Annotated in this window: 10 protein-coding genes; 7 read left to right on the top strand and 3 right to left on the bottom strand. The window is 33.6% G+C overall.

Going from position 1 to position 15,573, the window contains the following annotated elements; translation table 11 throughout:
• Nucleotides 1-112 precede the first annotated feature (112 nt).
• Nucleotides 113-748 carry an Ig-like domain-containing protein gene (locus tag QZV03_RS10540; RefSeq protein WP_296876608.1) on the bottom strand — a complete coding sequence of 212 codons (636 nt, stop codon included), beginning with the start codon at nt 746-748 and terminating at the stop codon, nt 113-115.
• 376 nt (nt 749-1,124) lie between these two features.
• Between QZV03_RS10540 and QZV03_RS10535 the strand changes: the two genes are divergently transcribed.
• A complete protein-coding gene (locus QZV03_RS10535) occupies nt 1,125-5,699 on the top strand; it encodes a hypothetical protein (RefSeq protein WP_296876606.1) in 4,575 nt (1,524 codons plus the stop codon).
• A 651-nt stretch (nt 5,700-6,350) separates the two neighbouring features.
• Nucleotides 6,351-6,473: a hypothetical protein gene (locus tag QZV03_RS10530; RefSeq protein ID WP_296876604.1), complete on the top strand. Its 123-nt coding sequence runs from the start codon at nt 6,351-6,353 to the stop codon at nt 6,471-6,473.
• Between the two features lie 177 nt (nt 6,474-6,650).
• Here QZV03_RS10530 and QZV03_RS10525 read toward each other — a convergent pair whose 3' ends face one another.
• Nucleotides 6,651-7,418 (bottom strand): V4R domain-containing protein, encoded by a 768-nt coding sequence (locus QZV03_RS10525; protein WP_296876600.1) that lies wholly within the window; start codon nt 7,416-7,418, stop codon nt 6,651-6,653.
• A gap of 447 nt (nt 7,419-7,865) precedes the next feature.
• Between QZV03_RS10525 and QZV03_RS10520 the strand changes: the two genes are divergently transcribed.
• Nucleotides 7,866-8,885 carry a Fic family protein gene (locus QZV03_RS10520; protein ID WP_296876598.1) on the top strand — a complete coding sequence of 340 codons (1,020 nt, stop codon included), beginning with the start codon at nt 7,866-7,868 and terminating at the stop codon, nt 8,883-8,885.
• Nucleotides 8,886-9,182: 297 nt separating this feature from the next.
• On the opposite strand, the gene QZV03_RS10515 is transcribed toward QZV03_RS10520, so the two are convergent.
• Nucleotides 9,183-10,568 (bottom strand): MFS transporter, encoded by a 1,386-nt coding sequence (locus tag QZV03_RS10515; RefSeq protein ID WP_296876596.1) that lies wholly within the window; start codon nt 10,566-10,568, stop codon nt 9,183-9,185.
• Nucleotides 10,569-10,789: 221 nt separating this feature from the next.
• Here QZV03_RS10515 and QZV03_RS10510 point away from each other — a divergent pair, with 221 nt between their 5' ends.
• From QZV03_RS10510 to QZV03_RS10495, 4 genes are all read left to right on the top strand, one after another.
• A complete protein-coding gene (locus tag QZV03_RS10510; protein WP_296876594.1) occupies nt 10,790-11,179 on the top strand; it encodes a helix-turn-helix domain-containing protein in 390 nt (129 codons plus the stop codon).
• An 11-nt stretch (nt 11,180-11,190) separates the two neighbouring features.
• Nucleotides 11,191-11,625 (top strand): cyclophilin-like fold protein, encoded by a 435-nt coding sequence (locus QZV03_RS10505; RefSeq protein ID WP_294999063.1) that lies wholly within the window; start codon nt 11,191-11,193, stop codon nt 11,623-11,625.
• Between the two features lie 547 nt (nt 11,626-12,172).
• Complete coding sequence (locus tag QZV03_RS10500; RefSeq protein ID WP_296876592.1) at nt 12,173-13,087, top strand: peptidoglycan-binding protein; 915 nt, start codon at nt 12,173-12,175, stop codon at nt 13,085-13,087.
• Nucleotides 13,088-13,581: 494 nt separating this feature from the next.
• On the top strand, nt 13,582-15,573 hold a 1,992-nt coding region (locus tag QZV03_RS10495; protein WP_296876590.1), incomplete at its 3' end, for a right-handed parallel beta-helix repeat-containing protein.

Genomic DNA, 15,573 nt, shown 5'->3' with positions numbered 1-15,573 from the left:
CTCATACACCAAAACAACAAACAAAATACCTGAAAATAATAAAAATTAATGCAAAAAAATTTTTAAAAAATAATTAATTTTGAGTCGCCCTCAAAAAAAGAAAAAAGATGGATTATTGAAGGTTTCCATCTGCATCAATCATGTTTCCGGACTCATATGCGTTTTTGACATATTCAGCAGACATTCCATCGCTTTGACCGCCACGAATTATTCCATTGTCGTCATAGTAGAAATTGTATTGGCTGTCGTAGTGCAGGTTGTCTGATGATGATGAGGAGTTTCCGTTGTAAAGGGAAGTTCCTGCGCTGGAATTGGTTGATGTAGGTGCTTGGGTATCGGATTCTTCAGTTTGTGTCTCCTCGCCCTCTATGGTTATTGTGGTCTTTGCGCTTGTTGGATGGTATTTTGCACTTCCGTTGTAGCGCACCTCAACGTCATAGCTTCCAGGTTCCTCGTTGTTCATGACAAGTGATCCTTTACCGTAGGTGTCTGTGATTATGGAATATGTCTGGTTTTCACCGTTTTCGGTAAATATTATTGTAACGTTCTGGTTTGCAAGATGTTGTCCTTTTTCGTCGTTCAGTTCAAATTCAACTGCCTGTCCGTTTTTTATTGTCTCTTGGCTTAAAAACTTTATTTGGGTATTAAGCATACCTTCATCACCGCTCTGCATCTGTGTAAGTGCAAAGACTCCCACAATTGCAACAAGGATGACGATTATTGCGAGTATTATGATGTTTCTATTCATGATATCCCCTTGTTTCAATGTTTATATATTTAGATATTTAAAATTTGCATGTCTGAAATTTTAACAATTATTAAAAATTCTTAATTTCAGTGCTAATTTCATGTTATTTTTCTATTTTTTTTAAATTTAAAAAATGAAATTTTCAAGAAAATATTTTCTTATTTTATAATCAGTTCAGGTTATTTTTTCTAATTTAATTTCTGATTTTTATATATTTTTCATTAATGGTATCAGTTCATTCATTTAAAAATTTTTTTTTATCGAATTGATTAATTTATTTTAAATTTTCTATATAATTATTAGTAATAACATAGGTTATATATATACTATTAATTCTAAATATTATATCAACTAGTATACAAAGGAGGTGAAAAGAATGAAAGGAAAAATAATTATTGCATCAATACTATTAATATTCATATGCCTGAATGTGGTTTCGGCACAGGAAAACCAAACAGAAACAATAAGCGTTGATGTGGATGATTCAACGCGAGTAACATCAGACATAACTCGCTCAGATGAGGAAATTTTAACTTCAGGTGAGGGAAACTTCACTGAGCTTCAGCGATTAATCGATGAAACGCCAAGTGGAGGGGAACTGAAACTGGAAAAAAATTATACTCATTTCACAGGCGAATCAGGTAACTTAACTATTTTTAAACGTATTACTATCAACGGTAACGGTTATACAATCAACGGTGATGATCATAACTGTTTCATTGCAAACCAGCTGAGAACACAAATCCGTCCAAACTATTATCAGATTTCCTATTTCGACATCAGTTTCAAAAACATTACATTTTTGAACTGTAACAAGCTGTTTGATTTTAAGGGTGGAAATGTCAATGTTGATTATTGCAGTTTTAATAATACTGCATCCCTGAGATATACTGGATCATATAAATTAACCATGAACTATTGTAATTTCACCAATAGTTTAGGCCGTGGTGAGGTATTGTATTTAAGCGCATATTCCAGTACTCTTAACAATTGTATATTTCAAAAGAATTCACAAAGTTGTATTTCAGTGTATTCTGGTACTACCAATATTAACAATTGTCAATTCATAAATAATATGGGGGTGTCTGTGTATAACTCACGTGGAAAATTATATATTTACAATTCCAGTTTCATAGACAATAAAGTGGTTCCGGTAAGGTCTGGTAATTATGCAACTGTTCTTACAACCGTAACTGATTCAAAATTCTACAGGAATCCTGGAGCGATTTCAGCCACTCCAATTAATGTCAAAAACTGTGAGTTTATCAACAATACTGGATATAATGGTGCGGTCATTACATTGGACAAACAAACCTATTACTATGAAGTCATATCTAATCCGGACTCAACTATTGAAAATTCAATTTTCATCAACGATGTCAAGGACATTCAATGTGACCTCAAAGATGAATACCTTATATTGAAGAATAATAATTTCACTCACGCTAACAGTTTGGGTGAAATAATATATGCCATTAATCTGAAATTGACCGGCAATAAATTATCAAATAAGGATGATTACATTCATTTGATGAATAACACTGACAGGTTAAACTTAAGGTTCTTGGATAATAAAACCGTGGCGTTTAAATCATCAGCTTATATCAATGTGGATGCATTCGATGACAATAACAATACAGTTTTGATACATTCCGTATTTGTCAATGTGAATGACGAGTATAGTGTAACCCATAGTCTGAAAGACGGTAAATTCTTTTTCATGGCAGACCATCCTGGAAAATACGTATTCTCAGGTTCATACACTCCAACCGCCTCTGGTGATGTGGAAATCGGTATAGCTGATTTTGAAAAAGCGGGATATAGGGGACCGTTCTATGTTTCAAATGATGGTAGTGATGAGGATGAGGGTTCACAGTACGAGCCGTTCAAAACAATTGAACATGCAATGGACATGATTTCAAGAGTAGGTACAGTTCCGGAAATCATCATTTACCCTGGAAACTACACCGGCAATTCATTCAGCATTTCAAGAAACCTTAAAATCAGTGGTTTAGGTGATGTTGTGATAAACGGTGAAGGAAAACAGTTCCTCAACATGAACGGGTATAACATAACATTGAGTAATTTGGAATTTGTTAACTTCAAGAATTTCCTTGTAAATTCAAACGTGACAGTGGATATGTGTGTATTTGAAAACAACACTGGTAAATCATTGTTTGAAAAATATAAGATGATATCTTTTAACAATACTGTGTTCCGCAAAAATTCTGCGGAAAATATAGTTTTAGGATACTTCCCGTATCAATCTTATTATTATATTGCCCTGGATTATGTTAATGAAGTAATTTCCATAAACAATTGTGATTTTATAGAAAATGAGAATTGTATTAATGAATGTTTCGTCAATGTTACCGTTGAAGACTCACGATTCATTAAAAACAAGGGAATCTCAATTAATGCATACGGATATATGGGCTACTTTACTTGTTTCCCACTATCTTATGTCACAATCAATGATTCACTATTCCATGACAATCAAGACACTACTGTGATAGCGCCACATATTACTGTCCATGATTCCAACTTCACTGACAACAAGAATGGTGCTCTGTCATGTGATATCGGATCAAATGGCGTGATATTCTATCCGGGTGATTGGATTATTGAATTGGATTTCCAGAAAATGTATACTCGTCACAAATTTAGGAATGCAACAGTTGTGAATTGTAACTTCATAAACAATAATGCAAGCCTTGGAGGGGCAATCAGTTCAGTATTTGATGTGTATGCAATCAATTCCAAGTTCATCAACAATTCCGCTGAACAGGGAGGTGCAATATATGCTCCTGGACGAGTCGGCATCACTGGCTGTGAGTTCATAGGCAACAATGCCACCTATGGTGGAGCAATATTCAATGAAAACTATCAGTATGTTAAGCCGGCATATCCTTATGATTATTACTACTATGGTGGAGATATTGCATTGGTAGATAGTGTTTTAAAATTCAGAGACATTAAAGTGGATAATACATTGTTCAAGGACAATAATGCACTGGTTTCAGGTGGAGCAATCACCTGTATGGGTGGTGAAATCACAAAAACCATCTTCACAGGCAATAATGCGGCAACCGGAGGGGCGGTATATGTGGATGAGTATTTTTATGTTCACAATAACGCGTCATCCAATAAAATCCTCAAAATCAGGGATTCAGAATTCATTAAAAATGCTGCACTCTACGGTGGCGGTGCTGTAGCATCTGTACAGAACAACACATTGATAATTGCCAACAACAAGTTCAATGATAATGTTGCAGGGTATGGTGGTGCATTGTCAGTTGAAAACGCTGTAATCAGTGAAAACACTTTCACAAACAATCAGGCAAATCTGGCGGCATCCATATTCACATTATATTCTAACCTATACGGTAATGAATTCAAGGATAACAGGGCGAAGTTTGGAAACATAGTCTATGTTGAGGATGTCATATTTTCAAACACCAAGCCGGACTTATTGGGAGCTGCACCGGTAAACAATGATGTATTGTCATTATTTGAACTGGTTGAAAAGGCGGAAGCCTTCATCGATGGTTACTGTGTTGAAATGAACAATGATAAATATGAAAATGACTTTGAATTTACAGGTCTTCCCGAGCCTGTAATCTACACCCCATTCTACAGGTACAATCAGTACGGACCATTGGACAGTATGAACAACTACTACCTCAAGGACTTGTTCCTGGTACAGAACACAATTAGTCGTGAAGATGTCTCAGGGTATGTTAAAATACTCATAGCATATTATCATGAAGAGGAAAACCTGAACGAATTGATTTGGGAGTTCACAGACAAGGATTATATGAATTCAGACAATCCTATCGTACAGGATGTAATATCCAAGTACAATCGGGGTGTAAGTGGAGATTATGTGGTTCTTGAAAACGGCACTGTTAAGGTGTTCAACTACACTACACTTTTAACATTGTCCCAAAAGCATAATAAGCTCTCATATGCATATGAATTGATAGATGCCGGAATCAATAAAACCGCCAATAATGATGTTGTTGGTTTTGGTGATGAGGTTTCATTCAACATTACCGTATCCAACAGGAACGATTATGCACTGGCTAATATAAGCATTGTTGAAAGTTATGATAGTGGATTGGTCTTCATTGGTCATGAAAGTTCAAGGTCATGGCGTAGTGATGATAATAAGACATGGTATTTGATTGATGATTTAAAGGCTGGTGAAAATGTGACAATTTTCTTCAAATTCAAGGCAAACAAGGCAGGAATTCTTGAAAACAATGTTACATTATACTGCAACGACTACAAGTTGGGTAATTCATCAGATAATGTGGAAGTCATCAAACCGGATATTAATGTGGTTAAAATATCATTAAACAGGACAGTTAACATTGGTGAGTTGACACTCTTTGAAATAATAGTGACAAATACCGGAAATGTTGATTTGGAAAGCGTTTACGTCATTGAAGATGAATATGGCAGTGGATTGATTTATAATGGTTTTAAAAACGGTACTGGTAACTGGACTCACGCTTTGACTGATTCCAAGCATGCCTACTACCTGGACCATGTATTGGCTGTTGGCGAGTCAGCAAGTCTGATAGTGAGTTTCAATACAACAAAGGTCGGAAACTTCACAAACACTGTTGTTGCTGGTTTCAGTAATGATACAGTCAACGCAACCAACACTACAGAAGTTGTTAACAACACAAACAATACTGATGTGTTTAATAGTACTGACAATGAAACCGATATTCCTGAACCTGAAACTCCAGGTGAGGGTTTAATTGTCTATACTCCGACAGATGAAGACAGTGGTCAGGCTACCTCGTCCATATATGAGGAAAAACATCCTGAATCATCAAAATCAATCGATTCAAAAGCCACTGGTAATCCGCTGGCAATATTGATTGTTTGTCTGATTTTAATCGGTCAGGCACTAATAAGAAGAAAGGATGAAAAATAATACTTTTTTAAGGGTATGCGATAATTATTTAATTTTCGTATTTTCCCTTATTTTTATTTATTTTTAATTTTATTAAATGGCTTTGCCGGGCCATTGTTGGATTCCATTTGGATTGTAAGCATACATCCTACATTTTTTTTAAAATCAAAAAACTTTATATGTCATTTTAGTCATAATAATACTAGAATTTTAAAAATTCTTTATTGGATTTTTTTAATTCCATTGGAAAAGATTAGTTTTTCAATGCCTAATCGGTATGTTGCAGGTTTCCTGCAATATAGGTATTGAGCGATTGGAAAATCCTGTCTTCAGGGCAGGATTTTAAATAATCGTTAAATTCGATTTCTTATTTTTAAAATTAGATTTTTCAAAATAAGAAAATAGCATGAAGCTATTTTCCTATTTGAGATTGCGTTTTAACGAATTTGCATATAATATGCATAGACCACGCATATTAAGGTTAATGGGGGCGTCCACCGTACTGCCGGGCTGTCTTATGCCGATTTTTTCATTTTTGAGAGGTTTTTTCCGAATCAGGCAAATCCTAACTTTTGATGTCCCGATGGGGGTGGGTAATATTTTCATCTTGTTGCCATCATTGTTTTTGAGGACATCTCAGAGGTATCGTTCGTATCGTGGTGGTGCCGTTCATTGCTGTATTGTCGGTGGAGCTTTTGTTGTCATTACAACATTGAACGCTCAACCCTCAAAGCCCTTGGTCCTGTGGGAGGAATCGAGGTTTTCGAATCCCAAAAACTCAAAAGCCCGGCATAAGACAGTTCATTCTTTCCGGCATTTTTAATGAATCCCAAAGCTCTAAACAATATGGGATCCGGAACGTTTGGGTTAAATTTATTATAGACAAGATTTCAAATCTTATCAGACCATATATTGGAGATATTGCCTTAAAAAGGGGATTGATTCCTTAATTGTTAAGGCTGAACTAAACGGTCATGGCTGGATTTGATAAACGCACTTTTTATCACCCATCGAGTAGCACATGATTTCGTCAATTCTCAATTCAAGGTCAAAGAACATGCTGAAGAGGGTTTCAAACATTCCCTTTTCCAAATGGCATGATGGCTTTCCGGATTTCGGCAGGCCGCAGGATTCAAAGCAGTCCACGCATGTGATTTCAATTCTGTGGCCTATGGTGAATGAGAGCTCTCCCAGATTGTTTTTGAGCCAATACCTGGAGATGTTTTTGGTGAATGTTTCAAGATCTTCGTTTTTAAGCTGGCTGAAGAGGTATTTTCCGATATGGTTGCCGACCTTTTGAAGCACCGGCGATATGTCCATTCCAAGCTCCATAAGTATGGACTTGAAGGTTTGGGTTGCAAGTATTACGTATTCGATGTCGCCCTTTTCGATGAACTCGTCTATCAGAAGTTTTGTCTGGTTCCTTTTGACGGTCTTTGCCTTTTTTGTATCGATTGAGCCCAGAAAATCTGCGCTCAGATAAAATATTTTCCTTCGGTTGTCGTCCGGATGAGGTTTGTAGTTTACGATGCCCTCCTTTCTCAGGTCCCGGAGGTGCATGGAGATGCTTGCCTTTGACTTTGACGTGTTTTCAACGATTTCCTCAAAGTTCATGGGGTCGTGCCTTAAAAGCTCCAGGATTTCATATTTCATGGGACTCTTGATGATGTCAATGTCAATCATCGGCGAATTTGTCTTGTGTTCGTTCAGGATTATCTGTATCGGTTTTGAGGTGGTCATTATAATGTCCTCCTATAATAATCATTAAATTATTATTAGTCCTTTGATTATATATAAACCTTTGTTATGAGTTCTAAATTTAGTTTAAACTAATTTTAATTATTAATTTAAAAAATAACTAATCTGTTAAACTTTATCTTAACAATCAAGTTTAATAATCAATTTAAAATAAACTATATGTGGTGATTTTTCAGGTGGCTTTTTCGACAATGAGGATGCTTTTCACATATATTAAATATGATTGGTGATAAATTTCAGTTTATATGACTTTGAGTCATAATCATCAACCTTAATCATCAACCGAAACCATTTTTTTATTTTTTATTAAAACTCTTTAAATCATAAAATAAGTATTTTAAAGAATTTAAAAAAATTAATCATCAACCAAAAAATACTTAATCATCAACCACATATAATTATAATAATTAAGAAAAATAAGTTGATAACATGTTTGAGCCTCAGTTTAAGTATACCGATAAAATTGTAAAGTATATTGCACAAATCGCTTCGGCTAAAGAAATTATTAGCAATGCAAAAATTATCCCATTATATGACACTAAATTGAAACAGGATGCTCTAATTAAGTCTTCACATTATTCAACATCAATAGAAGGAAATCCTTTAAACTTGGAAGAAGTAAAAACATTAATCAATAACAATCAAAAACCAACAACAAAAGCAGAACAAGAGGTATTGAATTATTTCAATGTATTGAACAATTTAAATAAATATTCTGATAAAATCATTACTAAAAACACAATTTTATCTGTTCATAAAGATCTCACTAAAGACTTATTAAAAAATCCAGAATATGAAGGTAAATTCAGGGACACTCGTGTATTCATTGGCAATCTACACACTAAAAAAATAAATTATATTCCTCCGGATGCTTATAAAGTACCTGGTTTGATAGATGAGCTATTGGATTGGTTAAACAATTCAACAGATGAAATGTATCCTGTCATTATCGCAGGAATTCTTCATTATGAATTAGTACGCATACATCCATTTGTTGATGGAAACGGACGTACCAGCCGACTTATGGCAACATTAATATTGTCAATCCATAAGTTTAATATTGATAACTACTTCACCTTGGATGAATATTACAATCAAGATAGGCAAGCTTATGTTGATGCGCTAAAAAGTGCCGATAAAAACCATGATTTAACAAATTGGTTGGAATATTTCTGTCAAGGTGTGCTATATTCAATTGATAAAGTTAAATCTGAAGTATTGAAGTTAGATCAAATTACATCAAAATATAACAATACTATTGAATTAACCCCAAATGAAATTTCTGTATTGACTCTTCTTGAAGAAAAAAAGCACATTCAAAATAAGGATATTCAAGAGATGTTAAACATTTCCCCTCAAGCCAGTTATAAAATTATTAGAAAATTAAAAAATAAAGAATTAATTAAAAGCACAGGAAAAGGTAGAAATACAGGATATAATTTAAGATAAATTTTTTCATTAAAACATTAATCATCAACCTTAATCATCAACCAACACTATTTTTTTATTTTCAATTAAAATGCTTTAAATCATAAAATAAGTAATTTAAGGAATTTAAAAAAATTAATCATCAACCAAAAAATATCTTAATCATCAACCAGATTATTAATTAATTATTCATTTGGTACTGTCAAATCAATAGGATTATAAATATCAGTTTATATGTCATAATAATTTAATTAATTAAAAATAAATAAGAACACTAAATATTCTTGGAATTATTTAGTGAGGGTACTTGCCAATAATTTAATTAATGTCTTCTTTCTCTTTAATGAAAATTATTGATATGATAAATATTGCTGCAGTTAAAACAACCAATATCAATGAAGTTTGGCTAAATGCAACCTCTGAAACTAAATTTTGTCCAACTTCTCCACCAGCCAATGCGGAAGTGATTACAACAAGAACGGAAGAGCCGATTGAACCTGCAATTTCCCGTGAGGTATTATAGACTGTAGATGCATCTTCACTATTGTTTGAAACCATTGATATTGCCCAAGTTGAAATTGGAATATACAACAACCCAAAACCTACGTAACGAATGAATTGTGAGGCGGCAAGAAAAATAACTGATGAATCTCTGGTAAAAAATATCATGAATATGTGGCCAATCATCAATCCGGCACAACCGAGGATAATTGGAGTTTTTATGCTGAATCGGGTTGCCAGAAGTGGTCCGACAAAATTGAATATGATTAATGCAACTCCTCCCGGAAAAACAATTAGGGAGGTTGTTATTGCATCATGGCCTGCAATTCCCTGAACAAAAATTGGAATCAGTGCTGTACATCCGTTGTACATGAAATACCCGATTACCAAAACCAGTATTCCTATTGCAAAATATCTATTTTTAAGAATATTCATGTTAATCAATGGTTTTTCAAGTTTATTTTGCCTTTTGAAAAATAGGATTAGGCAAATTGCACCGGTAATAATCGGCATCAGTACATAAATGCTCATCAGAGAATACTGTGAAATATTTGTAAATCCGAAAATCACGCCAAAACAACCTATAAATGATAAAATTGCAGAGAAAATGTCTAAAGGATAGTCTTCACAGCCGAAGTCTATTTTAACAAATAATAATCCTAAAATCAATGTCATAAATGACAATATTATGAATACTGAAAATATGTTTTTCCAACCGTAGAGATCAATTATATATCCTCCCAGTATCATTCCCAGCACTGGAGTGAATGCAATCGAAATTCCATAAATTCCCATAAACATTTGCCATTGGTCTTCGGGAGTTATTTTTAAAAGAAGTATTTGTGTATAAGGCATTATAATTCCATAGGCAATAGCCTGTAAAATCCTACCCATAATTAGGCTAATGATACTCCAGGAAAAGCAACACAATAATGACCCCAGTATAAAAGTGACCACACTGAACAGATAAACAGTTCTGGCTTTAAATCTTCGAGAAATGAATGCATTAAGAGGAATGACAACTCCTAATGTGAGCAGAAATATTGAATATGCCCATTGCGCTATGATTGAAGTGACATGAAAATCTTCCATTATGGGCACTAAAGCTGTTGTAACGATTGATTGCGAGGTTGCAAAAATAGAACTTGCAATTAAAAAGATAAATAAAACTTTTAGATAATCTCGTCTTATATTTTCAAACATCAAAAAACCTCGGCATTCAAATTTTTTATATTTTAGACCATATGGTTGAGTTTACCTTTCGCTGTTGCATATGATGTGTTTTTCGGCATTGTGTTGGTTTTGAACAATTGGGGTCCTATAGGGTTTAATCAATATACTTGTTATATTTTTTCATAATAAAATAGTTATTGTGACATTTTTGCCACTAAAAATATTAAAGGCATGACTAATAAATTATGTTCATGGTTTTAAAAGATAAATTGTATGGGAATCAGTTTGAAAGAAATGTTGTGGGCGAAGCCATTAAATCTATAAGTAACAAATGGACATTTTACATATTAAAAGACCTGTTTTTAGGAAAAAAACATTTCACACAATTTCAGGAAAATCGTCCAAACCTGGACAATAAATCCCTTACAAGATGCCTTAAATCCATGGAAAACAATGATTTAATTGAGAAAAATGTTAAAAATCATGAAACTGAATATGTTTTAACTTCAAAAGGAAGAAAATTAAATAAGGTGTTCTATGAATTAATTATTTTCTCATTGGATACTCATGAAGGAGATTTTTACACGGATGAGGAAATTGATTTCATTAAAAAATCATATGTAAATATTCTTGAATTATGATCGGTGAAAATATGATGTATAAAAGCATTATTCTTGTAATTATTTTAAGTTTAATAACTTGCACTGCAGTTAGCGGAGATGAAAGTATGGGCGGCATGATTAAAATAAAGATTAATGATGTGGCATTTGATGTGAAGTTGGAGAATAATTCTGCAACACAGGAACTGGTTAAGGAATTGGAGAAAGGAAACATCACTGTTAATGCAACAGAATATGGGGGCTTTGAAAAAGTTGGTGATTTGGGTTTATCACTTCCAACAACTGATGAAAATATCAATACTTCTCCTGGAGATATAGTGTTGTATCAGGGAAATCAAATATCTCTCTTTTATGGTTCACATTCATGGAGCTATACAAAATTGGGCAAAATAGAAAATATTGATTCCAATCAGCTTAAAGAGGTTTTAGGCTCAGGTAATGCCACATTAGTTTTGAGTTTGAAATGATATGTTGTTCTAAATGGAGAATAAGGGGATGTAATGTTATTTTTAGACAGGAATATTTAAGTTTATATATGTTATTCAATAATAGAATTATACAAGGGATTTATTTTTAAGTAAACCTCTATTAAGACGAAATGTTTTATGATTAATGTCTAATATAGGATATTGCAGGGATTTTTCTCTGCAATAGGACATTATCTTATTTTTTAAAACTTGATTAATTTAATTCTTATCTAGTTTTTGTTAAGAAACCATATAATTTAAACATATTATCACCATCCGATTTAAAATAGTTTAGGTTAATAATTATACTATTCAATTTCCTGTTTTAGATGCAGGAACCTACAATTTAACTGTAACAACAATACCTAATGATGATTATAATCCTGTAACTAAAGAATTCAACATCACTGTCAATAAAGTCAATTCCACATTAACAGTCAGTGATATCGTATTTGATTATGGCAGTTCAGGTTCCATTATTGTTTCTGTCACTGGTGCAGATGGCGTTAACGCTAATGTAGTTGGCCAACCTAAAGCTGTTGTTAAAGTGAATGGTACCAACATTACAGTTTCCGGTTTAGATGCAGGAACCTATACCTTAACTGTAACTGCAATAGCTGATAAGAATCACAATAACATAACTAAGAACGCTACAATAACTGTTAATAAACTTAAAACTGAATTAACAGGCAATGCAATAACTACTGCCTATAATGTTAACAAGGATTTGGTTATTACATTGAAAGACATTACTGGCAAAGCTTTAAGCGGTGTTAAAGTAACTGTTGATTTAAACGGTGCCAAAACATACACTACAGACAAGAACGGACAGGTCAAGGTATCAACCAAAGGACTTGCTCCTAAAGCATACACTGCTAAGGTAACATTCAACGGCGATACCAACTATGACAAGTCAACTAACGACATTAAGGTTACTGTTAAGAAGGCCACTCCTAAATTGACTGCTAAAAAGAAAACCTATAAGACAACTCCTAAAACCAAAAAATACACAATTGTTTTAAAGGACAACACTGGAAAGGCAATCAAGAAGGCTAAAGTCACCCTAAAAGTCAAAGGTAAAACCTACAAAGCCACTACTAACAGTAAAGGTAAGGCTACCTTCAAGATTACTAACCTAAACAAGAAAGGAACCTTCAAGGCCACAATAACATACAAAGGAAACAAATACTTTAATAAAGTATCTAAAAAAGCAAAAATAAAAGTTATTGTCACCTTCAAGACAGTGTCCAAAGGAAGCAAGGATAAGGCAACTGTTAAGGAAATCCAGCAAGCACTTAAAGATAAAGGTTACTATTTAACTTATCAAGGCTATTACTTGAAAGTAGATGGTAAGTTCAAAGGTTGCACTGAGAGATCCGTAAAGGAATTCCAGAAAGACAAAGGTCTTAAGGTAACTGGTAAGGTTGATGAAAAGACTGCTCGCAAACTTGGAATAATTTAAATAAGGATTTTAATTCCTTATTTCTCTCTTTTTATTTTTTTTCAGATTCGTCTTCCCTATTTTCATTACCCTTCCAAATAATGAAATGAGTTAATGTTTTAATCAAAAGTAAATTTTCCATGTTTAATTTAATTGATTCAACTTTAACTTTAACGGCAAGGTTTTGGAAAATGAATTTTGATTTGCGACCTCGATATATATGCAAGGGGGTTGGAATATCTTATTGTGGTATGTATTAGTATTGACAACATTTAAATTAAATAATTAAAGTGTTAGCTTAATACAAGTTATAAGGTATTTTATGCATTAATTGATAATAAATAGATAGCTATATAAATATCAGTTTATAGACTCAATATATATAAATATCAGTTTATAGACTCAATATCAAGAATTGAATGTTTTAACTGGAAAAATCGTCTTTTAGATTGTTTGTTTAGAATAAAACAAAATTCTTGAAAAAATATATTAGAATAATAAGGAGAAACGGTACCATGAAATACAAGAAAACCATGATACTGCTGGTGCTTGCCATCTTCATATTCGGTGTGGCAAGCGTATGTGCTAGTGATGTGAACGAAACAACAATAGCAACCCAAGAAGATAATCAAATGGAATTAACATTAACTGAAGATGAAATACAAACAAATGAAAATGACAATATGCTGACACAAACAGAGGATGCTGAAATACTCACCAGTGGTGAAGGATCATATTCTGACTTACGTAATGATATAAATTCTGGTGGAAACTTAACAAAAAGCCATTATCGTTATAATGATGGCGATGGTGACACAATTGAAATTAACACTCCAGGTGTTATCAATGGTAACGGCGCAGTCATTGACATGGCAGGATCAAACATCCGTACATTTTATGTAAGTGCTTCCGGTGTAACAATTAAAAACTTAACCATTATAAATGCTAATTATAATGGTGATGGAGGAGCAATTTACTTTAGTAGTTCAGCTACTTCAGGTACTGTGTCAAATTGTAATTTTACTGACAACTCTGCAACCTATTATGGAGGTGCAGTTTACTTATCTGGTACTGGTAATGTGACAAATTGTAATTTTACTGGCAACACTGCAAACAATGGTGGTGCTATAAGGATGTATTCCGGTACTGTGTCAAATTGTAATTTTACTGGCAACACCGCAACATCTCAAGGTGGTGCAATTAGGTTTGGTAGTACAGGTGCTGTGACAAATTGTAATTTTGTTAATGACTCTGCTTCTAGTAAGGGTGGTGCAGTTTACTTCTTGAATACTGGTACTGTGGCAAATTGTACTTTTGTTAATAACTCTGCAACTGGAGATGGTGGTGCAGTTTACTTCTATAGTACTGGTACTGTGACAAATTGTACTTTTGCTGGCAACAATGCAACCCATGGTGGTGCAGTTTACTTCTATGATAAGGGTAGTGTGTCAAATTGTAATTTTATTAACAACAAAGCAACTGGAACTGGCCATTATGATGGTGGTGGTGCAGTTTACTTCTATAATGATGGTACTGTGTCAAATTGTAATTTTACTAACAATACTGCTATGTATCATTGTGGTGCTGTTTACTTTAATGGTACTGGTGAGGTGACAAATTGTACTTTTGTTAATAACTCTGCTATACTAGATGGTGGTGCTATCTTAATGAGGTCTGGTTCTGTTGAAAATTGTAATTTTACTGATAACCGTGCAAGGTCTGGTGGTGGGGTTTACTTCAATACGGGTAGTGTGACAAATTGTAATTTTATTAACAACAAGGCAACTGATGAAGGTGGTGCAGTTATGTTTGAAAATGAGGGTAGTGTGACAAATTGTAATTTTACGGATAACACTGTAACTGGAGATGGTGGTGCTATCAGAATCGGTTATGGTATTGTGTTAATTTGTAAATTTACTAATAATTCTGCTAATAATGGCGGTGCTATTTTTGGCCTATTTGTGAGTGATGTTACTTTTGATACATGTATTCTTAAAACAGATTCAGATACAATTATCCCTACACGTATTCTTCCACCTACATTGAATGTTGATAATTTCACAACTTTTTACGGCACAAATGAGAAATTAACATTTGACTTAAAAACAAACAGCAGCATTCCAGTACCTAATGGTAATATCTCAATAAGTGTATACTTTAAAGGCAATAATAGTTGGGTTGGCAATTACAGCTGTTTAAGCGGTGAAGGATGGATTCCAAATTTGCGAGTCGGTTCTTATTATGCTATTTTTGATACTGAATATGCTGAATTCCAACCGGTCAACAGATCAATAACAGTAATAATACCTGTCGGCAAGTATTATGTGAATGTAACTTCACTTGCAACCAACAACAAGACTGTGAATATCACTGCAAAAACCAATGTTCCAAAAAATATTACTTGGGATGGTAAATTACTATTTATATTACCAAACGGAACTCAGATTAATGCAACTTATGGTGCTAACGGTATCTGGTGGGCAGTACATACATTTGACGCTTACGGT

Origin of the sequence: uncultured Methanobrevibacter sp. (genome assembly GCF_902788255.1) — an archaeon.
GTDB lineage: Archaea > Methanobacteriota > Methanobacteria > Methanobacteriales > Methanobacteriaceae > Methanocatella.
Note: the sequence above shows the minus strand (reverse complement) of the source record. Positions and strands in the feature narration are given on the sequence as shown.

What these genes read in the sequence shown, in the direction of transcription:
- QZV03_RS10540 (WP_296876608.1), bottom strand. Translation starts at nt 748, where the DNA reads ATGAATAGAAACATCATAATACTCGCAATAATCGTCATCCTTGTTGCA.
- QZV03_RS10535 (WP_296876606.1), top strand. Translation starts at nt 1,125, where the DNA reads ATGAAAGGAAAAATAATTATTGCATCAATACTATTAATATTCATATGC.
- QZV03_RS10525 (WP_296876600.1), bottom strand. Translation starts at nt 7,418, where the DNA reads ATGACCACCTCAAAACCGATACAGATAATCCTGAACGAACACAAGACA.
- QZV03_RS10520 (WP_296876598.1), top strand. Translation starts at nt 7,866, where the DNA reads ATGTTTGAGCCTCAGTTTAAGTATACCGATAAAATTGTAAAGTATATT.
- QZV03_RS10515 (WP_296876596.1), bottom strand. Translation starts at nt 10,568, where the DNA reads ATGTTTGAAAATATAAGACGAGATTATCTAAAAGTTTTATTTATCTTT.
- QZV03_RS10510 (WP_296876594.1), top strand. Translation starts at nt 10,790, where the DNA reads ATGGTTTTAAAAGATAAATTGTATGGGAATCAGTTTGAAAGAAATGTT.
- QZV03_RS10505 (WP_294999063.1), top strand. Translation starts at nt 11,191, where the DNA reads ATGATGTATAAAAGCATTATTCTTGTAATTATTTTAAGTTTAATAACT.